Below are 18,482 nucleotides of genomic sequence, written 5' to 3'. Positions count from 1 at the left end.
CTCTCTCTTAGCTGCTTTATATTAGGCAACAAATCAAGTTTAATTTTAGTTGCAATTTTTCAGCTTTGTTGTGCTGTTTTAGTGTAGGATTTTTCCTAACAATTGCATCTCCAACAAACAGTAAGTATGATTTTTACATCAGACTAGTAAATTTATGGGAAAAAAGTATAACAAATTAAGCCAAAGCATGGAATTACTTGATTTTTGAAAGAATTTTTAAGTTAACACTTTGTTTACATCATGAGAAAAAGCTTAAGGCTATTATAGGTGAGCCAAAAGCCGCCATCCAAGAACGTTGTTGGCAAATTCACCAGAAGTAGCCCGCCGTAAACATCGCTAACTCATGATTTTTTGACTATAGTATTTATTTATACTATTGATTGTTGGAAATGAAAAGCAAACTAGCATAAAAAAGTTTTTAATTCAGGATTATCAAAAACAGTTATTTAAATGTAACAACGGAAACAGAAATGTCAACATATTTATCTCAAGTCTGGCAGATGCTGAGAAATTATGTGAGAGGTACAAGGTTACAAGAGATGCCAAAGACCACATCGCCAGAAACTGAAGCAGTTTTACCTCTAGGAAAAAATATTAAAGAACCAGACAAAAGCGTTAAATTGGCTCAAAATAATTTGCAGGAATATTTATACTCTCCAAGACTGCAAAAAAGCTTAGAAAAATGGACAATACCAAAAAACGGTTTGACTTCTCAGATAGACGATCGCACATTGGGAACTTTACCCACTGGGTTTTGCTTTAGAGTATGCGATCGCCAGATGCATGAAGAGATTTATGATTTATTGGGCAATGGTGCCCTGAAACCTGAAATAGTCAAGCAACTGATGGAATTGGTTGTGACTGGTCAAAAAATTCGCCCAAAATTACTTTTTGGGCGGCTAGAAGATTTTTATCGTCGCTGGTGTCAGGGAGAATTTATCGATGAAACACCAGATGATAACCTGCCTCAGAAAACAAAGTTAAAGTTAGCGGCACAAAATATTGCGATCGGGTTGAGACAGGTAGACATATATACAGGGCTGAACGTACTGATTTTATTATTAGAGTTACACCGTTACGCCCAAGGGCGAGATGAACTCAAACAAAAAATCACCTTCTATCCATCTGCCCAACCGAACACAGACAATTTTTTCACATCCCAACTGCTGCGGATTATCAATTATAGCGATGCCCTGGAAATTGGCAACTTTAGCACTATAGTTGGACAATTCCTTAAAGGCGGTAACTTTCGCAATGCTTACCTCGGCGATGCCAACCTTACAGGGGCAGATTTTAGTGGTGCTGACCTAAGCCTTGCTTATCTCGGCGATGCCAACTTAACTGGCGTAAACTTCAGCTGTGCTAACCTTAGCGGTGCCAACCTCGGCGATGCCAACCTCAGCGGTGCCAACCTCAGCGGTGTTAACCTCAGCGGTGCCGACCTCAGTAGCACCAACCTCAGCGGTGCTAACCTTAGCTGTGCCAACCTTAACCGCGCCGACCTCAACCGTGCCGACCTTAGCAATACCAACCTTAGCCGTGCCGACCTTAGCCACGCCGACCTCAACCGCGCCGACCTTAGCAGCACTAACCTCAGCCATGCTGACCTAAGTAACGCCATCCTTTTCGGTGCAAATCTGAGTGAAGCAAACCTTAATAGCGTCAGCCTTAGTCATGCCGACCTTTGCCGCGCCGACCTCAGTGGTGCTGATTTGAGTCACGCCATCCTCAACGGTACTAACCTCAGTGACACAATTCTTTTCAGTACCAACCTTAGCGATGCTATCCTTGTTGCCGCAGACCTCAGCTATGCCAAACTTAACGGTGCCAAACTTAACAATGCCAGACTTAATGGTGCAATGTTCTTAGGTGCCGACCTCAGCGGCGTAGACCTGAGTCGGGTAATTCTCAACGAAGCTGACCTCAGCGGCGTGATTCTCAACGACGCCGACCTCAGTGGTGCTGACCTCAGCGACGCCATCTTGTTTGGCACAGACTTCAGCTATGCCAACCTTAACAGTGCTAACCTCAGTGGCAGTAATCTCAGTGGTGCTATCCTCAATGGCGCGGATCTCAGCCATAGCAACCTCAGTTACGCCATTCTGGGTGGTGCAGACCTTAGCGACGCCAATCTAGAAGAAATGATCTGGGGTAAAAAGCAGCAGTGGGAAGGTGTGCGGGGATTAGAGACAGCAGTTAATATCCCGGAGGCGTTGAAGGAAGAACTGGGACTAAATTGAGATGAGGCGGATCAAGGGGACAACGGGAAAGGTAAAACTCAAGCTTAATGCGAATCGCCTTTTCTTTGACTCCGTGTCCTCTGTGCGTCTACGTCATTCTTCCCACACCCATCAACCCCAAATTTTAAACTCAACTCTAAATAACCAGTAATTATACGAGTCCCAGTAAATGAACAAGCGTTTATTGCAAACCTGGCAGAAGTTTCAGCAATCCTTCTCAATAGAAGAGAGTCTGAACACCACAGTTAAGACTGGCAAGGCAGTTTTGGAAGCCGCTGAACACCTGAAAGCGTGGACACAATACGAAGTAAACAGAAGACGGAAAACAACTAGTTATTCTCGAAGACCAAATGAATTGGCAAATTTATGATTTGCTGGGTTTTGGCAGACTCACACCAGAAATTGTGGAATATTTGATGAGGCTGCTGACTGAAAAACAAGATTTCTCTTGGGAGCAATTATTTAAACGCTTAGAAAATTTTTACCATAACTGGTGTAAGGGGAAGTTTATTGACTCTGCGAAAGAGACTTTGCCTCAGAAAAAGCTACAACAGTTACAACAGTATGGGATTCAAGGGTTAGGTCAGCGTCAGGTGGATATTTATGCTGAATTGAATGTGATGATTTTGCTTTTGGAGTTGCACCGTTATGCTAAAGGGCGAGATGATCTCAAACAAGAAATTGTCTTCTATCCGTCTGGTCAAACTGGTGCAGACAATTTTGAAGAATACCAATTAACTCGTGTCATCAATTACAGTGATTGCTTTCAGCCTGGAACTTTTAATTGTGTAATTGGGCAATTTCTCAGCGACACCAACCTTAGCGGCGCAGACCTTGGCGAAGCAAACCTCAGCCGCGCAAATCTCAGCCGCGCAAACCTTATCTTCTTAGACCTTAGCTACGTAAATCTCAGCAGCGCAGACCTCAGTGGCGCAAATCTCAAAAGCGCAAATCTCAAAAGCGCAAATCTCAAAAGCGCAAACCTCAAAGGCGCAAATCTTTGTGGTGCAGACCTGTGGGGCGCAAACCTCAGCCGCGCAAACCTCAGCCAGAAGAGTTGGGGAGATATGAACTGGGATGAAAATACAAACTGGGAAAATGTGGAAGGACTTGATACAGCAGTGAATGTGCCAGAAGCCTTAAAGAAACAGTTACGGCTGAGTTAAAAAGAGGTGGAAGCAAAGGAGGCTTTCCCTACTTGACTTTTTTCACATCACTCTAAATTGTCAGCCAAAAAACGGTATCAGCAAAGAAAGTCACAATCAGAGCAGAAAGCCCCCGGATGAATCCAAGGGCTGGGATAATTTTGGTTGCGATCGCCTACGGGATCGCAATCTGCGGTAAATGCACTCTAAAATACTTAATTAATTACGGTGATTATTGCTGTAGTGAACCCTTGTACCTGCCCAAAGCAACTTTTCCCGCAGCGTCTGATAGTAGGAATTGTTCTCGCGCAAAATAATAAATTTAGCCCGACACTCTGCCATCCGCACATCAACGCGGTGTCCGGGCCAAATTGAAGTTCCCAAAACCCCATCTGTCCACAGTTTAGTACTCAAATCGTAATCCCCCAAAGGCCAAATACTCACCACAGAACCAGGGGGTAAAACGAGAGGACGACTAGAAAGGCTCATTGCACAAATAGGAGTGATGGTAAGCGCCTCCATACCATCATGCATAATTGGCCCATTCGCAGAAACGGTATAACCTGTGGAACCTGTGGGAGTAGAAATAATCAACCCATCCCCGACGTATTGATCGACTACCTCACCATCGATTTCCATTTCCAGAATTGAAGTAATCATTCGGTCAGCGGAGGCAGGTTTGACACAAAATTCATTCAAAGCCAGGTAACGTTCGCTCACTGGTTCCAAATTAGACCCATGACCCTCATACACCGCAGCCTGTAACATCATCCGTCGTTGGATAGCATAGCGATCCTCAAACAGCCGATCCCAAACTTTCTCCGTATCCTGAAACTCTTCCACTGACTCAGTTAAAAACCCCAGATGACCTCCCACATTCACTCCCAGAATTGGGATGCCAGCTGGGGCTAAATGTCTGGCACTGGTTAAAACAGTACCATCGCCACCGAGTACCAAAGCGAGATCGATTGGTTGACCCGCCGAAGCCAAAAAGACTGGATAGGGGTTGTCTTTCGGCCCGCTAGGTCCCATCAACACCTGGCACTCGCGACTTTCTAGTTGTTTTGCACAGATTTCTGCCCATTCTTTACTCCGGGCATCCCGCGCTTTATAAGCAATGATTACCTGCTTGAGTTGCACGCACAATTACCACTTCAGGAGATTAAACTGCTCCATATCGACGGTATCACGGTTGCGATAAATGGCAAGCACGATCGCTAAACCCACCGCCGCCTCGGCTGCGGCCACGGTAATCACAAATACTGTGAAAACCTGACCCTTGATTAATGTTGAGTCGAGGAAGTTGGAAAATGCCATTAAATTCAGATTAACAGCATTAAGCAGTAATTCAATTGACATCAGTACCCGCACAGCGTTGCGGCTGGTAATTAAACCGTAGATACCGATGCAGAATAAAGCCGCTGCTAGTAATAAAAAATACTGGAGTTGCATGAATTTAAGTATTTCTCCTCAAAAATCTGCCTGTTTATCTGTGACTCAACTCGCAAATCTTACTCTTTTGTTTCACTGGTTGTTGATACTAGTTCTCTAGGGCGTTCTTGCAAAGTCAAAACAGTTTGCCCTAGTTGGGATGGTGTCAATAGGTCTGGCAAATACTCGCGGCGTGCCAAAATAATTGCTCCTACCATTGCTATCAGTAGCAAAATAGAAGCCAGTTCAAAAGGTAGTAAAAAGTCAGTGAAGAAATGCTCTCCAATCAAAACTATAGAACTTTCACCACCCGCCACAGGAGCAGTTGAGTAGGCCCAAGGAGTAGCTAGAACCATCGTACTTAAAAGACCAAACAATCCTACACTGACTACACCCGTAAGTGCTTTCCGCACCCAAGAGTTGGGAAATGCTACAAAATTCTGCCGCTTGTTCACCAACATAATGGCAAACAAAATCAGCACGTTAACCGCCCCAACGTAAATTAGTATTTGTGCAGCCGCAACAAAATCAGCATTTAACAACAGGTACATTCCCGCTATGCTGATGAACACACCCCCCAGCAAAAAGGCAGAATAGACGATGTTGGAGAACAGCACCACACCAATGGCTGCCCCAATCATCATCACGCCCAGTATGCCAAGTGATACTAACTGTACTCCTTCTGCTAGATTCACTGTTTTTTGTCCTTAGTCAATTGTCATTGGTCATTGGTCATTGGTCATTTGTCAAATAACAAAGGACAAATGACATTATTTTTCGGTTTGTTCTACCAGGTCTTCTGGACGTGCACCTGCACGTGGCGCATCTGCGGGCAGTCCGTGGGGTTCGAGGACGCCTTTGGGTAGGTAAACTAGTTCGCGCAGTGGTGTAACCATTGGATCATCTGTTACCTTATAGGGCAGACGACCTAGCGCTACGTTGTCATAATTCAATTCATGGCGATCGTAAGTGGAAAGCTCATACTCTTCTGTCATAGATAGACAGTTAGTTGGGCAAAATTCCACACAATTACCGCAAAAGATACAAACTCCAAAGTCAATGCTGTAGTGGTTGAGTTTTTTCTTTTTGCTGGCTTTGTCGAATTCCCAATCTACTACAGGCAGGTTAATTGGACAAACGCGAACGCAAACTTCGCAAGCGATGCACTTATCAAATTCAAAGTGAATCCTACCGCGAAACCGTTCGCCAGGAATTAGTTTCTCGTAAGGGTACTGTACAGTAATTGGACGCCGCCGCATGTGGTCGAAGGTAACAGAAAGTCCCTGACCAATGTAACGCGCAGCTTGTACCGTTTCTTTGGCGTAATCACCAACTTGTTTTAGGAACTTTAGCATTGTGTTTCACTCTCTCTTTTTAAGCTGTCAGCGTTATTTGTCCCTTGTCCTTGGTTCTTGGTCATTAGTCATTTGCGTACTAATGACTAATGACTAATAACTAACCACCAAAAGCGAAGGGAAAGGCTAGTTTCAGGGCGGCGGTTAATAGGAGATTAACCAAACCAACTGGCAACAAAAACTTCCATCCTAAATCTAACAGTTGGTCAATCCGTACCCGTGGCACTGTCCAGCGCAACAGGATAGCGACAAACACTAGTAAATAGGCTTTGAACACGGTCATGGTAATACCCAAAGCCGCAGTTACTATCTGGAACACGGGATTTACTTCACTGACTCCCAGCCAACCAGCAATGAGGTTGAGGGGAAGGGGAAAGTCCCAACCGCCCAGGTAGAGAATTGCTACTAGTAAGGAAGAAAGGATCAAGTTAACGTAAGAACCCAGGTAGAACAGACCGAATTTCATACCTGAGTATTCAGTCTGATAGCCGGCGACGATTTCTTCTTCCGCTTCCGGTAAGTCAAAGGGTAATCGTTCGCATTCAGCAAGGGCGGCTATCCAAAAGATCAGAAAACCGATTGGTTGTCGCCAAATGTTCCAGCCCAGAATGCCATAGCCAGACTGTTGATTGACAATATCAACGGTGTCGAGGCTGTTAGACATCATAGCGATCGCTAACACTGCCAGCGCCAAAGGAATTTCATAACTAATAGATTGCGCTGCTGCCCGCAAGCCCCCTAAGAGGGAGTATTTATTATTAGATGCATAGCCAGCCATCAGCAAGCCAATGGGTTGAATGCTTGACAAGGAAATCCACAAGAATACGCCCATGCCCACATTGCTAATTACGATATTCTGTCCAAAGGGCACAATCAGGAACGACAGAAATACCGGAATTACAACAATAATTGGGCCAAGGGTAAACAGCCAAGGGTCAGATTTGGCTGGTACAATATCTTCTTTAAATACCAGCTTGAGACCATCCGCTACAGGTACCAGCAACCCAAAAGGCCCTTGGTATTCTGGCCCAATTCGCTGCTGTGCAGAGGCAGAAATTTTCCGTTCTAGCCAAGTAGCAACTAATACCCCTACTGTCGCCCCAATCAGCATCAGTATCATTGGCAGCGGCATCCAAATCGCTTTGGCTGTTCCTGCTGGTATACCTAAATCCCGGAGGGATTCAATAAAAGTTCCTTGGAGGTCAATTCCTGAATTCATGTTTGGTGCTCTTTAAGACATCGAGTCATGGTGAGTTACAACTATTAGTTAAATTAATACCTGTAAATTCACCCATTTTTAATTTTTGCTGTGATGACGCCCGATTGAAGATTTGTTGCCAATTCCCATGCCTAGTATATCGTTGGATGGTTTGAGCACCCTGAAGCGAGATGAGAACTTCTACTTATGGTTGGCATTGAGATTGGCTATTGAGCAGACGCGGGGATGGGGGAGATGGGGGAGATGGGGGAGATGAGGGGGACAAGGGGAATAACCATGCCCAATGCCCAATGCCCATTTACCGTTGGTCAATGGGGGTATAAGTAACTTCGTGATGACCGTTGTAAACCTGTGTAGGACGGAAAATCCGGTTTTCTGCTAGTTGTTCTTTCCAGTGGGCTAGCCAACCGGCAACGCGGGCGATCGCAAATATTGGCGTAAACAAGTCTGTGGGAATCCCCATCTTTCTATACACCAAACCGGAATAAAAGTCAATGTTTGGATAAATCCCCTTGCTACCGAGTTTTTCCTCTACTACTCGTTCCATTTCTTGAGCAATGTCATAAAACTTGTCGTGGCCAAACTTTTCAAACAATTGCTCTGCTAGTGCTTGTAAAATTGTGGCTCGTGGGTCTTTCACCTTATAAACACGATGTCCAAAGCCCATAATCTTAGATTTACTTTGCAGACAGTCCTCTATGTAAGGACGGACATTTTCCACAGAGCCAATTTTTTCCAACATCTGAATTACTTCTTCATTGGCTCCACCATGCAGAGGCCCGCCCAAGGTTCCCACAGCACTAGCAACCACAGCGTAAGGATCGGTCAAGGTGGAAGCTGTCACCCTGGCACTGAAAGTGGAAGCATTCATTGTATGCTCGACCTGAAGTATCAAGCAGATATCAAAAACTCGCGCCATCAAAGGATCGGGTTCTTTCTCATCGAGCATGTATAGAAAGTTGGCGGAGTAGTCTAAGTCATCACGGGGACGTACCGGATCATTGCCTTTTCGCATCAGTTGGAACGCCGCCACCATTGTGGGAATGGTTGCTATCAGGCGCACTACTGAATCTCGAATGTAGACAGGATTATGTAAATCGCGGAGCGAATAAAACAAGCCTAAAGCAGCAGCAGAGGCTTGCAAGGCATCCATTGGATGACCGCTTTCTGGAAAGCATTTCATCATGTCCCGAATGCGGTACTTTATCCGCCTGTGGTAACGAACTTCATGCTCAAATGTTTCCAGCTCTTCCTTGCTTGGCAGTTTACCCCAGATTAAGAGATAAGCAGTTTCTAAGAATGTACTTTTTTCTGCTAATTCCTCAATCCGAATGCCACGATATTCTAGTATTCCCTTTTGCCCATCAACATAGCTGATACTTGATTGAGCGGCGGGAATGCCTTCTAAACCAGGCTTGTATTCGCACACCATCATGGCAACACCATTTGCTTTTTGAAATATCTGCTGGAGCTAACTTACCAGAAATTTATTGTTGCCATAACAGTAGTCGTTCTAACAACAATCGAAAATGTTGAAAAACTGTTATAGCAGGTACTTGGGTGGTGTCAACCAAAACATCTGACTACGACCCAGAGCAGAACCTGTTTCTGGTAGTTTTATCCCAATCATACCTGCTTTTTTCAAGACTAAGCTTGCTTTGACTTCCCCCCACAGGAGAATTTCTGCCCATTTGCTCAAATCAGGTTCATGTCCAACGAGCGCCAGTTGGGTATTTAGGGAATAATTTCTCGGTTCTAACCAGTCTTTTAGCCAACTAGAGATTTGACCGTCGTGGGCGAGGTGGCTAGATTCCTCTAACTGGGAGCTTAGTTTTTCTGCTATCAGGATTTCAGCCGTTTGGCGGGCCCGCACTAAGGGACTGGTGAGAATTAAATCAAAGTTTAAACCTAATTTAACAAGTTTCTGGGCAACTTTTTCGGTTTTTTGCCTTCCTTCTTTGGTAAGGCTGCGCTCCTCATCCTTGATGCCTAATCCCTTGTCTTCGGCGATGCCATGACGAATTAAATATAGTTCCATACTTTGAGTTCTGTTAGCATAGCTGGGCGTAGCCCGTGCTTAGTTAGGATTTACGTCTGCTGTCAATTAACCTATACTAATTTTAATCATTATTACGTATTCGTTAATCTGCCATTTGTCCGGTGTAATGCGGCGTTAGGCCGCTTTCAGATTTTGCAAACACTTTACTGCTTCAAGAACACCGCGACCTACATCAATTAAAATATCAGTATCAACGATGCTTGAGTTAGTCATGTGACTTTAAAATGGTGGTTTAGCGGTTTAACGCCACAATTGAGTAGAGGAAGCTTCGCTAACTCCACTAAAGGCTTTTCTCCGTCTATTGCATTGAAAATAAATTTATTCTATTAATTTAATAGCAGTTGTGTTAAATGCTCCATAAGGATTTGGTACTTCATAAATTTCGATTTTACCTTTATCTTCCAAAAGGTTAATTAGGGCATAAGATGAATTAAAGGAATATCCTTTACGCCCCAAATAATCTCTAACAAAAGACTTTAAACCTACAAAATTGGGAAAATCTGGTGATTTTGAACATTCTCCAAGTTGAAAAATCTTGCTTATACAGAGTTTGTAAGATTTTGAGTTTTATAGACTTCATGGCGCTCCTTCTTCACAAATAAATAGGTAGGCGCAAGTTAACTTTGATTTAGTTCAGCATTCGTTATAAAACCTAAATTCCCGACTTTTATCAAAAATCGGGAAGGGATGCTATATGAACAAACACTTTGACTGCTGCATTAGTTAGGAGTTCTCGGCGTCTCCTTGAGTTCCCTCTACTCCGACTGAATTGGATTATCTCTAGGATTAACTAACCTCAGCAGTTTTTGCTTAATTTGAGCGTCGAATACTTCCCATTTCATTTTCGCATAAGCGGAATTTTCGTTGCTGCCAGATAAGAATCCCATCGGAATTTCAAAGCCACCTGCGCTTGTCCTTCCACCGCCGAAAAAACGCCCTGCACTATCTTGTCCAAAGGCTTCTTTGATGAATTCATCGGGGTCAAGGGTGAGTTTGCTGGTTCTCAGGGAGCCAATCACTATTTCTAATTCTTCGTCTTCATCGTGAACAATGCCATAAACTACGGCGGTGTGGACGTTTTCTTCGGTAACGAGAAAATCAGCCGCTTGGGGGATGGCATCACGATCTTCGTAGCGTAAATAACCAACACCAGCAATGGAAAAGTTATTTTGGACGATGCGGTTTTTGAGCGATCGCTCGATCACATCCATTACCCGCTTGGAACGGTTGGCCTGTAAAATGGCATTCAGCAGTTGGGCGTCATAAAATCGGCTTAAATACGCCGCTGCCATAAAATCTTCTTCTTGGGCTTGCATGAGCCGATTTGTATCCGATCGCAAGCCATGCATCAAGGCAGTAGCGCATTTGACATGTTGATTTATGCTGCTATCTAATGCTAATAATCCTGTTTGCAGGTATTGAGTAAAAATTGTTGCCGTCGCTCTTACATAAGGACGAATATCCTCAAACTCTGATTGCAGATCGCCTTGGATACTGTGATGATCGATGAGTACCACTAAAGGAATTCCAGCCTGCTGCACCACTGAGAGTAGTTGTGAAGTGGTTCCCTGGTTGTCAATTAATACAAAACCTTGATAAGATGACAAATCTTTGGTTTTCAAGGTTTGCGTTGTCCAGCGTTGAATAGGTAAATTAGTCAGCCTTACCAAGGCAATATTTTCTTGATGGCTCAATGCGCCAGCATAAATGATTTCACATTTGATATCATATTGCTGGGCAATTAACTGATAAGCCCAGGCACAGGAAAGGGCATCAGGGTCAGGAAAATCTTGCAGAATAACCAGTTGGCGATCGTGTCGGTGTGCCAAAAGGGTTTTTTGTAGTTCTTCTGACTTTTGTTGTGCCAGAGAATTACTACGCTGACCGAGGTATATAGTCCCATCACCTACCGATGGCGGTAATGACGGACTTTTAAATGCAACTTCCACTGGCGCTTTCTCGATTTCAGGTTCCTCTGGGTTTGGCTCTGTGGTCAATGACAAACTCTCAAACTGAGTAACGGGAGAATTAAAGTACATAGGGAACTTTTTTAAAGTGTGAGGCTCCTTTAATTCAGAAATACTACGAGCAGCAATTCACTGAATTTAGCCACATTAATTACGATCTTCGCAAAAATCTCAAGACATTGCACTATACATCTAAGTATATTTCTTGTCAGTAACAGCGCTTAACAATCAACTAACTTCCACTAAAGGGCATACAGTAAGGAAGTTTAGGATATTGGGCTGTATCTGGCAGCATAAATATGTTTTAGGAGTTTTTTCTCTTTCGTAAATTGAATCGGGGTGATTTTTATCTAACTTAGGGTATACTTTCTATCTTATACTTTAGGATTAGTCCTTGATCTTTGAAATATTCTTATGCTTAGTATTCTCATTATTGTGACTATTGAGCAATTAACAATTATTTTTGATGAAAAACGCGTGTTTCGTATCTCTTTTGAAAATTCTGAGAATTTAGAGTAAAGTCGAAAGTCCAAGGCAAAAGACAGTGGGAATAAAGAGTAAAGGGGAAACTCTATATATCTATACATACAACAAATTTGAAAGCTTGATAGTTGATGCAATTGCCTTCGTTGCAAGCCATATAGCCACCAAATTTTTAACACTCCATAACTAAAAGTTATTGGCTATGTCTTAAAGAAAGAGGGTATTTCTTCTTTTGCCTTTGCTCCTCTAATTTTTTGCTCAAAGACCTATAACATACTTTTGCCACTCTGTGTGTAGTCCACTCTTAAGATGTTTGCTGACCTCGAAATAAAGACTACTATAAGGTTGGCGCGGGGGATGACGCAAAGGCATGTGAGCTTCGTGAGGAGTCCGACTGCCTTTTTTGACATTGCAACGGACACAAGCGGTAACAATATTCTCCCAAGTATCGCCCCCACCGCGCGATCGCGGTATTACATGGTCTAGCGTCAACTCATCACCTGTGTAACCACAGTATTGACAGGCATGACCATCACGGTGCAATATATTTCGGCGAGTTAGAGGGATTTCTTTATAAGGAACGCGTACATAATGACGCAACCGGATCACGGTCGGCAACGGGAAATCCGTGTACAGAAATTTCCCATTGTGTTCCACGCGTTCTGCTTTGCCCTTGATTAAAAGAACTACAGCACGACGCCAACTCGTTATATTGAGAGGTTCGTAAGAGGCGTTTAAGACTAAAACCTTCCCCATTATTTGCGCTCAGGGTATGAGTTTTACAATATATTAACACAAATACACCCTGCTAGGGAGATGAGATGAAATTATACTGGGGAGAGAATTTGGAAATTAAGTTATAAATAAAGTAAAATTTAATACTTAAAGCAGTGATCAGTGACCAGTGACCAAGCGTATGGTGGGGGATTTAAACCCGGCACCAACCCTTTCCACCTTCTTAGTGGGGGACTTAAACCGAATTGATTTAACTGATAACTGGTAACTGATAACTGGTAACTGGTAACTGTTAAATAAAGATTTACGTAGACTGACACAATCGCGCAGCGTCTCGTAGAGAAGAACGGAGTGAAAAGTTGAGCTGTAAGATTTACTTCTAACTCCTAACTTCTACTTTAGCGCCGCAACATCTTGTATCAGTTCCAATCTGAAGGTTAAACTTCCTATTTAATCTGATCTCGCTTTTAGGAGCGTGTATAGATAGATAACTTGAAAGTTTAGCCGTGGCGGGATAGGAGTCAGTACAAATGTTAAGTCGCAAACAAATCCCTGGTGTAGTTCCTAATCAGCAGTGCGACACCTACGCGTGGTTTTCGCAACGAGCTTGGGTCGAAATTGATCTAGAGGCTTTGTCGTACAATGTAAAGCAATTGGTGCAGTTTTTATCGCCGCGTACCCAGTTGATGGCAGTAGTAAAAGCTGATGCCTATGGACATGGAGCGGTAACAGTCGCTCAAATTGCCATCCAATCGGGAGCTAGTTGCCTGGGAGTGGCTACAGTTCCAGAAGCTATTCAATTGCGGGAAGGCAGGATTCAAGCGCCCATTTTGATTTTAGGGGCAACTCATACACTAGAGCAGATTCATGCGATCGCCCAATGGAAACTTCAGCCCACACTCTGTAGTCCTAAACAAGCTTTAGTATTTTCTGATACCCTAGAATCGATGAATTATGATTCTCCACTGCCCGTACACATTAAATTAGACACGGGAATGTCTAGATTGGGAACTAATTGGCGGCAAGCTGGCGAATTTGTGCAATTAGTGCAGCGATTACCACATCTTGACATTGCTAGTATTTATTCTCATTTGGCGACAGCAGACGATCCTGATACCACGGTAATGGAAGAACAGCATAAACGATTTGAGGATGCGATCGCTCAAATCAAAGCAATGGGAATTCAAGTACCTTGCTTGCACTTGGCAAACTCAGCCGCCGCACTCACAGATTCATCATTGCACTACGATATGGTGCGTGTAGGTTTAGCTGTTTATGGACTCTACCCAGCACCGCATTTACAAAATGCGATCGACCTCAAGCCTGTTTTGGAACTTAAGGCACGAGTCACCCAAGTTAAAACAATTGCCGCAGGAACAGGTGTTAGCTACGGCCATCAATTTATCGCTCCACGTGAACTTCGCCTCGCCGTCGTGGGAATTGGCTATGCTGACGGTGTTCCTCGCAGTCTTTCCAACAAAATGCAGGCGTTAATTCGCGGTCAGCGCGTGTCGCAAATTGGGACAATTACAATGGATCAGTTGATGCTGGATGTGAGTGCCATACCCAATATCCAAGAAGGAGAAGTAGTCACCTTATTAGGGGAACAGGGAAAAGAACAAATTTCAGCGGACGACTGGGCAAAACAATTAAACACTATTTCTTGGGAAATTCTCTGTGGATTCAAGCATCGTCTACCTCGTGTTGCAGTCATGTAATAGGGCATTGAGCATTGGGCACAAGAGGCAGAGATGCAAAGGGGCAGAGGGGAAAAACATTACTCCAACTTCTCCTCTGCTCCCCTGCTCCTTCATCTCCCTCATCCCCCTGATCTCCCTCATCTCCCCACTTCCTATTCACAAAAATAATTTCTTATGGTATGATAGTAAACTGATGCGGATGTGGCGAAATTGGCAGACGCGCTAGATTTAGGTTCTAGTTCCGAAAGGAGTGAAGGTTCAAGTCCTTTCATCCGCACTACTAGGAAATGATTATTTTCTGGGTTTTGAAAAATTGGTCTGAAATATTGGATGTAGTGAATTGGGCGATCGCATGATCGTATACTTGCTTTGGATGACCAGGGTTAAGTTTGTCCAGTGCTTGGCGCAGATAGCGTGTGAAGACAACTTCCCGTTTATCCTTGCGTCCTAGTGTGCCGTTTATATCGAAGGTTTCCTTTTTATAGGCGTAAACTGAGTGCCATTTCAGGGTTTGTTCAAAGAAGTTAGTGGTAGTTTGTTGCACTAGGCGGTCTTCGGAATATTCGGCACTCATGAATGTGATAGGTGATACAGGTTGTTATTCTATTGATAGCTTTGGGATTGGGTAAGTAGCAAGTATCACCTGTAATGTATTTGGAAAAGAATATTTTTGCTCATCATAGCCTTAATTATTATTTAAAAATTATTACTTACGAAGAAAAACGGCTCATCACTAATATTTACCTGGTATTATGCGATCTAAAGCTTTGCAAGCTGTTGTTTTAAGGGAGAGATTTAAGTACGAAGCATAAAATCCTTACCTTAATAGGCAAAAACTGTACTACACCGGGCGATGGTCAGAAGGTGTATGCTTTGGTTTATCCAGAATTATTAGCAGAGCATCAGGTTGAGCTAGACTTTGCAGGAGTGGAAATATTTGCTTCTCCCTTCTTCAATTTTGCCATTGGACAATTACTTTGAGATATTCAGCCAGATAAGCTTATCGGCTTTCTTCAGTACTCGTGAACGCAAGCTCCGTTCTTTGTCTTGTACCCCTTTGAGGTTAGCAAATGTACCTGGGCTGACTAGTTCAAACAAGCGTGATTCTATCTCTTGACTGGCTGGGGCAGGTACGCTGACTCGATGGCGAAAATCTGGATTCCCTTGTTTTTTCCGTGGTTTACTCATGGCTTTTTCAACACAGGGGTGTTGATTGACTTTTACCATTGATTTGCCCACTCTTGACAGCCATCCATTTTTCTTAACTTGACACCAATGGCGAGATGTCTACCCCACAAAATTAAATAATTTATCGGAAATCAAAGGGTTTAAGACCCCTACCTCTACAGGTAGCGCGGAGTCGGAGCCACTCCGCCTCCAAATCATTTTCAGTCGGGGTTTAAATCCCCGTATGAAAATGTCTAAAATATTTGAATTTTGAATGCGTGAATTTTGAATTGTTAATTCTTGGAGTTCCCTAAGCACCAGGTCAAGGTACTTGACAAAACCTTCTCGCACCCAGTTTAAACACGCATATACTAAGTGCAGTTGCTATACCAGGGGGAATGCCGATAATTTCACCCCTTTTTCTAGTACGCTTACCAGTCTTTCTGAATTCTGTTTTATTTTTGTCAAAAAAACCAGTATTATCCCTGAAGTCACAACGGGGGTATTTAATGAAAAGTGGCTTCATATAGTTCTTACTTTTTTTAAAAATAGATTTCACTTAAGTGTAAATACAGAAGTTAAAATATATCACTTTCTACAAAATCAGTATTATTCCTGTGGTCAGATTGGGGTTACTCAATGGAAAGTGGCTTCATCTAGTCTTGACATTTTTATGTCTTATTTCTCGAAAGATGTTGATAAATCTCAGTAACACTAAGTAGATTAATCACAATTTACGAATTTACTAAGATTTGCTCATCTGAAAATAACGCTACTCTCGTTGAGTTTCACTACAAACCTAGATGTAAACTGATGTACTTTAAAATACAAAAGTTTAATACTTTTTACTTGATTTTAATTGTGGAATAACTCTACACGAATTTAGCTTACACGTATCGAATTTAGCTGAAGTAAAAGCAAAATGAGCACAACTCCTATAGGTAGCTACAGGTTGTTCCAGAAACTACATCCGCTATCTCTGTTGGCACAATTAACTAGTCGGCGTGCTACGGGTTGCTTAAGCGTATTTACCGGGATAGTTTCTTGGTCAATCTATCTAGAGGACGGTAAACTTACTTATGCCTCCTATTCAGATAAACTATTTGAGCGCCTTGACAGTCACTTGCGGCGCTTGAGTCAGCAAATTCCTGCTCTCAACAGCGCCACTCGTGTACAGATGCGGCTGATGTTTGAGACGAAGAATGAACATCAATCAATACCAAATGCAGATTACCAAGCTATTTGTTGGTTAGTAAATCAGGAATATATTACCTCTGTGCAAGCAGGAAGCCTGATAGATGAATTGGCAAAAGAAGTAATGGAATCATTTCTGTGTTTAAAAGAAGGTAGCTATGAATTCAGTTCAGAAAGCTCTTTGGATGAACTACCAAAGTTCTGTCACCTGGATTTACGGTTACTTGTTGAACACTGTCAAAAGCAATTACGAAATCGGCAAAATATTCAGTCATCAATTCCGGCTGGTGGGAGTTCTCAAGTTTTTTCGACAACACAATCTTCTCAAGTTCAGCCACATATCCAAATAAAGATTGGGCAAAAATTGCCAATACCAATCAATTTTGATATTCCTGAGAATAATAAAAATACTCAGCCACCTGTTGGCAAAAAACTATATACAATTGCCTGCATTGATGATAGCCAAACTGTTTTGAATTCCATTAAACACTTTTTGGATGAAAACACATTTTCAGTTGTGATGATCAACGATCCGGTAAAAGCTTTAATGCAAATTCTGCGGAGTAAGCCCGATCTGATTTTGTTAGATGTTGAAATGCCAAGTTTAGATGGCTATGAACTATGTTCCTTATTACGTAAACATTCAGCTTTTAAAAATACACCGATCGTTATGGTGACTGGTAGAACAGGATTTATCGACAGGGCAAAGGCTAAAATGGTCAGATCGTCAGGATATTTGACCAAGCCTTTTACACAATCAGAATTGCTAAAAATGGTTTTTAAGCATCTTGGTTGATTGAAATAAGGCAAATAAAAATAACAAAATATGTTTAATTGATTTTTTAGGAGATTTACTAGTGAGCCTGACTTTGCTTGGCACAATTTTGATTGTAGAAGATTCTCCCAGCGAATTGGAATTAATGAGCCATTATCTCAAAGAGAGTGGTTACAACGTAATTAAAGCAAGTGGTGCAAAAGAAGGTTTAGAAAAAGCTGTGTTAGAAAAACCAGATGCGATCGTTACTGATGTAGTAATGCCAGAAATGAGTGGATTTGAATTGTGTCGTTCTCTGAGAAGAAATCCGATTACTGCAAAAGTGCCGATTGTGGTTTGTAGTTCCAAAAATCAAGAGATTGACCGGTTGTGGGCAATGAGACAAGGTGCAGATGCCTATATAACTAAACCTTACACCCGCGAACATCTGCTACGTACTATTAAATCAGTGGTAATTTGAATCAATGACTAGTACAAACATTACTCTTTCTTCAAAACCAATCCCAAATAATTTAGCAGATGGTTATCTAAAGTTTCAGCTAAATCAACAAACTACTGCTGTTTTATCAATGAGGCATACGCAAGAAGCAATTCTTGTGCCTATTGAATCTATTACGTCAATGCCCAATATGCCGTCCTGCATATTAGGATTAATGAATTGGCGGAGTCGGATAATTTGGATAGTTGATTTACCAAGAATGCTCAATTTAGAATCCCTAGATTATCGACTGCGACAATACAATGTGATCGTTATCCAAGTGGAATCATTAGTGTTGGGCTTAGTTGTACAAGAAATAAAAGGTACAACCAAGTTCATAGTTGATGATATTCATTCTCCTATCGGACAAGTGGCATCCAGTTTAGTTCCTTATTTATGTGGGTGCGTTGTGCAACAGAAAGAAATATTACTGGTATTAGATGCACAGGCAATTGTGCAGTCTTCTATTCTCCGCAGTGATTAGGGTTTACTACTAAAAATCTTTTTTTTAGTGTTCTTATTCACATACTTAGG

At 42.5% G+C, this 18,482-nt stretch carries 19 protein-coding genes and 1 tRNA gene; 9 read left to right on the top strand and 11 right to left on the bottom strand.

Translation table 11 applies throughout. The annotated features are described in order from the left end of the window. Positions 1-470: 470 nt before the first annotated feature. From HWQ58_RS29440 to HWQ58_RS29430, 3 genes are all read left to right on the top strand, one after another. Positions 471-2,240, top strand: a complete 1,770-nt coding sequence (locus HWQ58_RS29440; RefSeq protein ID WP_292870966.1) for a pentapeptide repeat-containing protein — start codon at positions 471-473, stop codon at positions 2,238-2,240. A gap of 169 nt (positions 2,241-2,409) precedes the next feature. Further along, a complete protein-coding gene (locus tag HWQ58_RS29435; RefSeq protein ID WP_292870964.1) occupies positions 2,410-2,610 on the top strand; it encodes a hypothetical protein in 201 nt (66 codons plus the stop codon). Next, positions 2,591-3,406, top strand: coding sequence for a pentapeptide repeat-containing protein (locus tag HWQ58_RS29430; RefSeq protein WP_292870962.1), 816 nt, complete (start codon positions 2,591-2,593; stop codon positions 3,404-3,406). Before HWQ58_RS29435 ends, HWQ58_RS29430 begins: the two co-directional genes overlap by 20 nt. Positions 3,407-3,604: 198 nt before the next feature. Here HWQ58_RS29430 and HWQ58_RS29425 read toward each other — a convergent pair whose 3' ends face one another. The 9 genes from HWQ58_RS29425 to HWQ58_RS29385 form a co-directional block, all read right to left on the bottom strand. Then, positions 3,605-4,525 carry an NAD(+) kinase gene (locus tag HWQ58_RS29425; protein WP_292870960.1) on the bottom strand — a complete coding sequence of 307 codons (921 nt, stop codon included), beginning with the start codon at positions 4,523-4,525 and terminating at the stop codon, positions 3,605-3,607. Positions 4,526-4,531: 6 nt separating this feature from the next. Further along, positions 4,532-4,837: an NADH-quinone oxidoreductase subunit NuoK gene (gene nuoK / locus HWQ58_RS29420; protein WP_006199065.1), complete on the bottom strand. Its 306-nt coding sequence runs from the start codon at positions 4,835-4,837 to the stop codon at positions 4,532-4,534. A 59-nt stretch (positions 4,838-4,896) separates the two neighbouring features. Further along, complete coding sequence (locus tag HWQ58_RS29415; protein ID WP_292870958.1) at positions 4,897-5,511, bottom strand: NADH-quinone oxidoreductase subunit J; 615 nt, start codon at positions 5,509-5,511, stop codon at positions 4,897-4,899. 75 nt (positions 5,512-5,586) lie between these two features. After that, positions 5,587-6,171, bottom strand: a complete 585-nt coding sequence (ndhI, locus tag HWQ58_RS29410) for an NAD(P)H-quinone oxidoreductase subunit I (RefSeq protein ID WP_229462911.1) — start codon at positions 6,169-6,171, stop codon at positions 5,587-5,589. A 100-nt stretch (positions 6,172-6,271) separates the two neighbouring features. Then, entirely contained in the window at positions 6,272-7,390 is a 1,119-nt protein-coding gene (gene nuoH / locus HWQ58_RS29405) for an NADH-quinone oxidoreductase subunit NuoH (RefSeq protein WP_292870954.1), read from the bottom strand. Between the two features lie 298 nt (positions 7,391-7,688). Then, positions 7,689-8,825, bottom strand: a complete 1,137-nt coding sequence (locus HWQ58_RS29400; protein ID WP_292870952.1) for a citrate synthase — start codon at positions 8,823-8,825, stop codon at positions 7,689-7,691. A 108-nt stretch (positions 8,826-8,933) separates the two neighbouring features. Continuing rightward, positions 8,934-9,428 carry a phosphohistidine phosphatase SixA gene (gene sixA / locus HWQ58_RS29395; RefSeq protein WP_292870950.1) on the bottom strand — a complete coding sequence of 165 codons (495 nt, stop codon included), beginning with the start codon at positions 9,426-9,428 and terminating at the stop codon, positions 8,934-8,936. Positions 9,429-10,204: 776 nt separating this feature from the next. Further along, the gene (locus HWQ58_RS29390; RefSeq protein WP_292870948.1) at positions 10,205-11,488 is read right to left on the bottom strand and encodes a bifunctional oligoribonuclease/PAP phosphatase NrnA; all 1,284 of its coding nucleotides are present in this window, start codon (positions 11,486-11,488) and stop codon (positions 10,205-10,207) included. 669 nt (positions 11,489-12,157) lie between these two features. Next, positions 12,158-12,655 (bottom strand): HNH endonuclease, encoded by a 498-nt coding sequence (locus HWQ58_RS29385; protein ID WP_094349059.1) that lies wholly within the window; start codon positions 12,653-12,655, stop codon positions 12,158-12,160. A 509-nt stretch (positions 12,656-13,164) separates the two neighbouring features. On the opposite strand from HWQ58_RS29385, the gene alr reads away from it, so the two are divergent. Next, positions 13,165-14,352, top strand: coding sequence for an alanine racemase (gene alr / locus HWQ58_RS29380; RefSeq protein ID WP_292870946.1), 1,188 nt, complete (start codon positions 13,165-13,167; stop codon positions 14,350-14,352). A gap of 177 nt (positions 14,353-14,529) precedes the next feature. Continuing rightward, a tRNA-Leu gene (locus HWQ58_RS29375) sits at positions 14,530-14,611 on the top strand. A gap of 3 nt (positions 14,612-14,614) precedes the next feature. On the opposite strand, the gene HWQ58_RS29370 is transcribed toward HWQ58_RS29375, so the two are convergent. Further along, positions 14,615-14,908: a hypothetical protein gene (locus HWQ58_RS29370; protein WP_292870944.1), complete on the bottom strand. Its 294-nt coding sequence runs from the start codon at positions 14,906-14,908 to the stop codon at positions 14,615-14,617. A 290-nt stretch (positions 14,909-15,198) separates the two neighbouring features. Between HWQ58_RS29370 and HWQ58_RS29365 the strand changes: the two genes are divergently transcribed. Continuing rightward, the gene (locus tag HWQ58_RS29365; RefSeq protein ID WP_292870942.1) at positions 15,199-15,315 is read left to right on the top strand and encodes an STAS-like domain-containing protein; all 117 of its coding nucleotides are present in this window, start codon (positions 15,199-15,201) and stop codon (positions 15,313-15,315) included. Here the strand turns inward: HWQ58_RS29365 and HWQ58_RS29360 are convergent. Further along, positions 15,307-15,561, bottom strand: coding sequence for a hypothetical protein (locus HWQ58_RS29360; protein WP_292870940.1), 255 nt, complete (start codon positions 15,559-15,561; stop codon positions 15,307-15,309). The genes HWQ58_RS29365 and HWQ58_RS29360 overlap by 9 nt on opposite strands. 862 nt (positions 15,562-16,423) lie before the next feature. On the opposite strand from HWQ58_RS29360, the gene HWQ58_RS29355 reads away from it, so the two are divergent. The 3 genes from HWQ58_RS29355 (at position 16,424) to HWQ58_RS29345 (ending at position 18,432) form a co-directional block, all read left to right on the top strand. Continuing rightward, complete coding sequence (locus tag HWQ58_RS29355; RefSeq protein ID WP_292870938.1) at positions 16,424-17,491, top strand: response regulator; 1,068 nt, start codon at positions 16,424-16,426, stop codon at positions 17,489-17,491. 61 nt (positions 17,492-17,552) lie between these two features. Continuing rightward, positions 17,553-17,930, top strand: a complete 378-nt coding sequence (locus HWQ58_RS29350) for a response regulator (RefSeq protein WP_069071198.1) — start codon at positions 17,553-17,555, stop codon at positions 17,928-17,930. 4 nt (positions 17,931-17,934) lie between these two features. Then, complete coding sequence (locus tag HWQ58_RS29345) at positions 17,935-18,432, top strand: chemotaxis protein CheW (protein WP_292870936.1); 498 nt, start codon at positions 17,935-17,937, stop codon at positions 18,430-18,432. The last annotated feature ends 50 nt before the right edge of the window (positions 18,433-18,482 follow it).

Origin of the sequence: Nostoc sp. LPT (genome assembly GCF_017115165.1) — a bacterium.
Lineage (GTDB): Bacteria > Cyanobacteriota > Cyanobacteriia > Cyanobacteriales > Nostocaceae > Nostoc.
The sequence above is the reverse complement of the archived record's forward strand: the minus strand, read 5'-3'. Positions and strand labels throughout refer to the sequence as shown.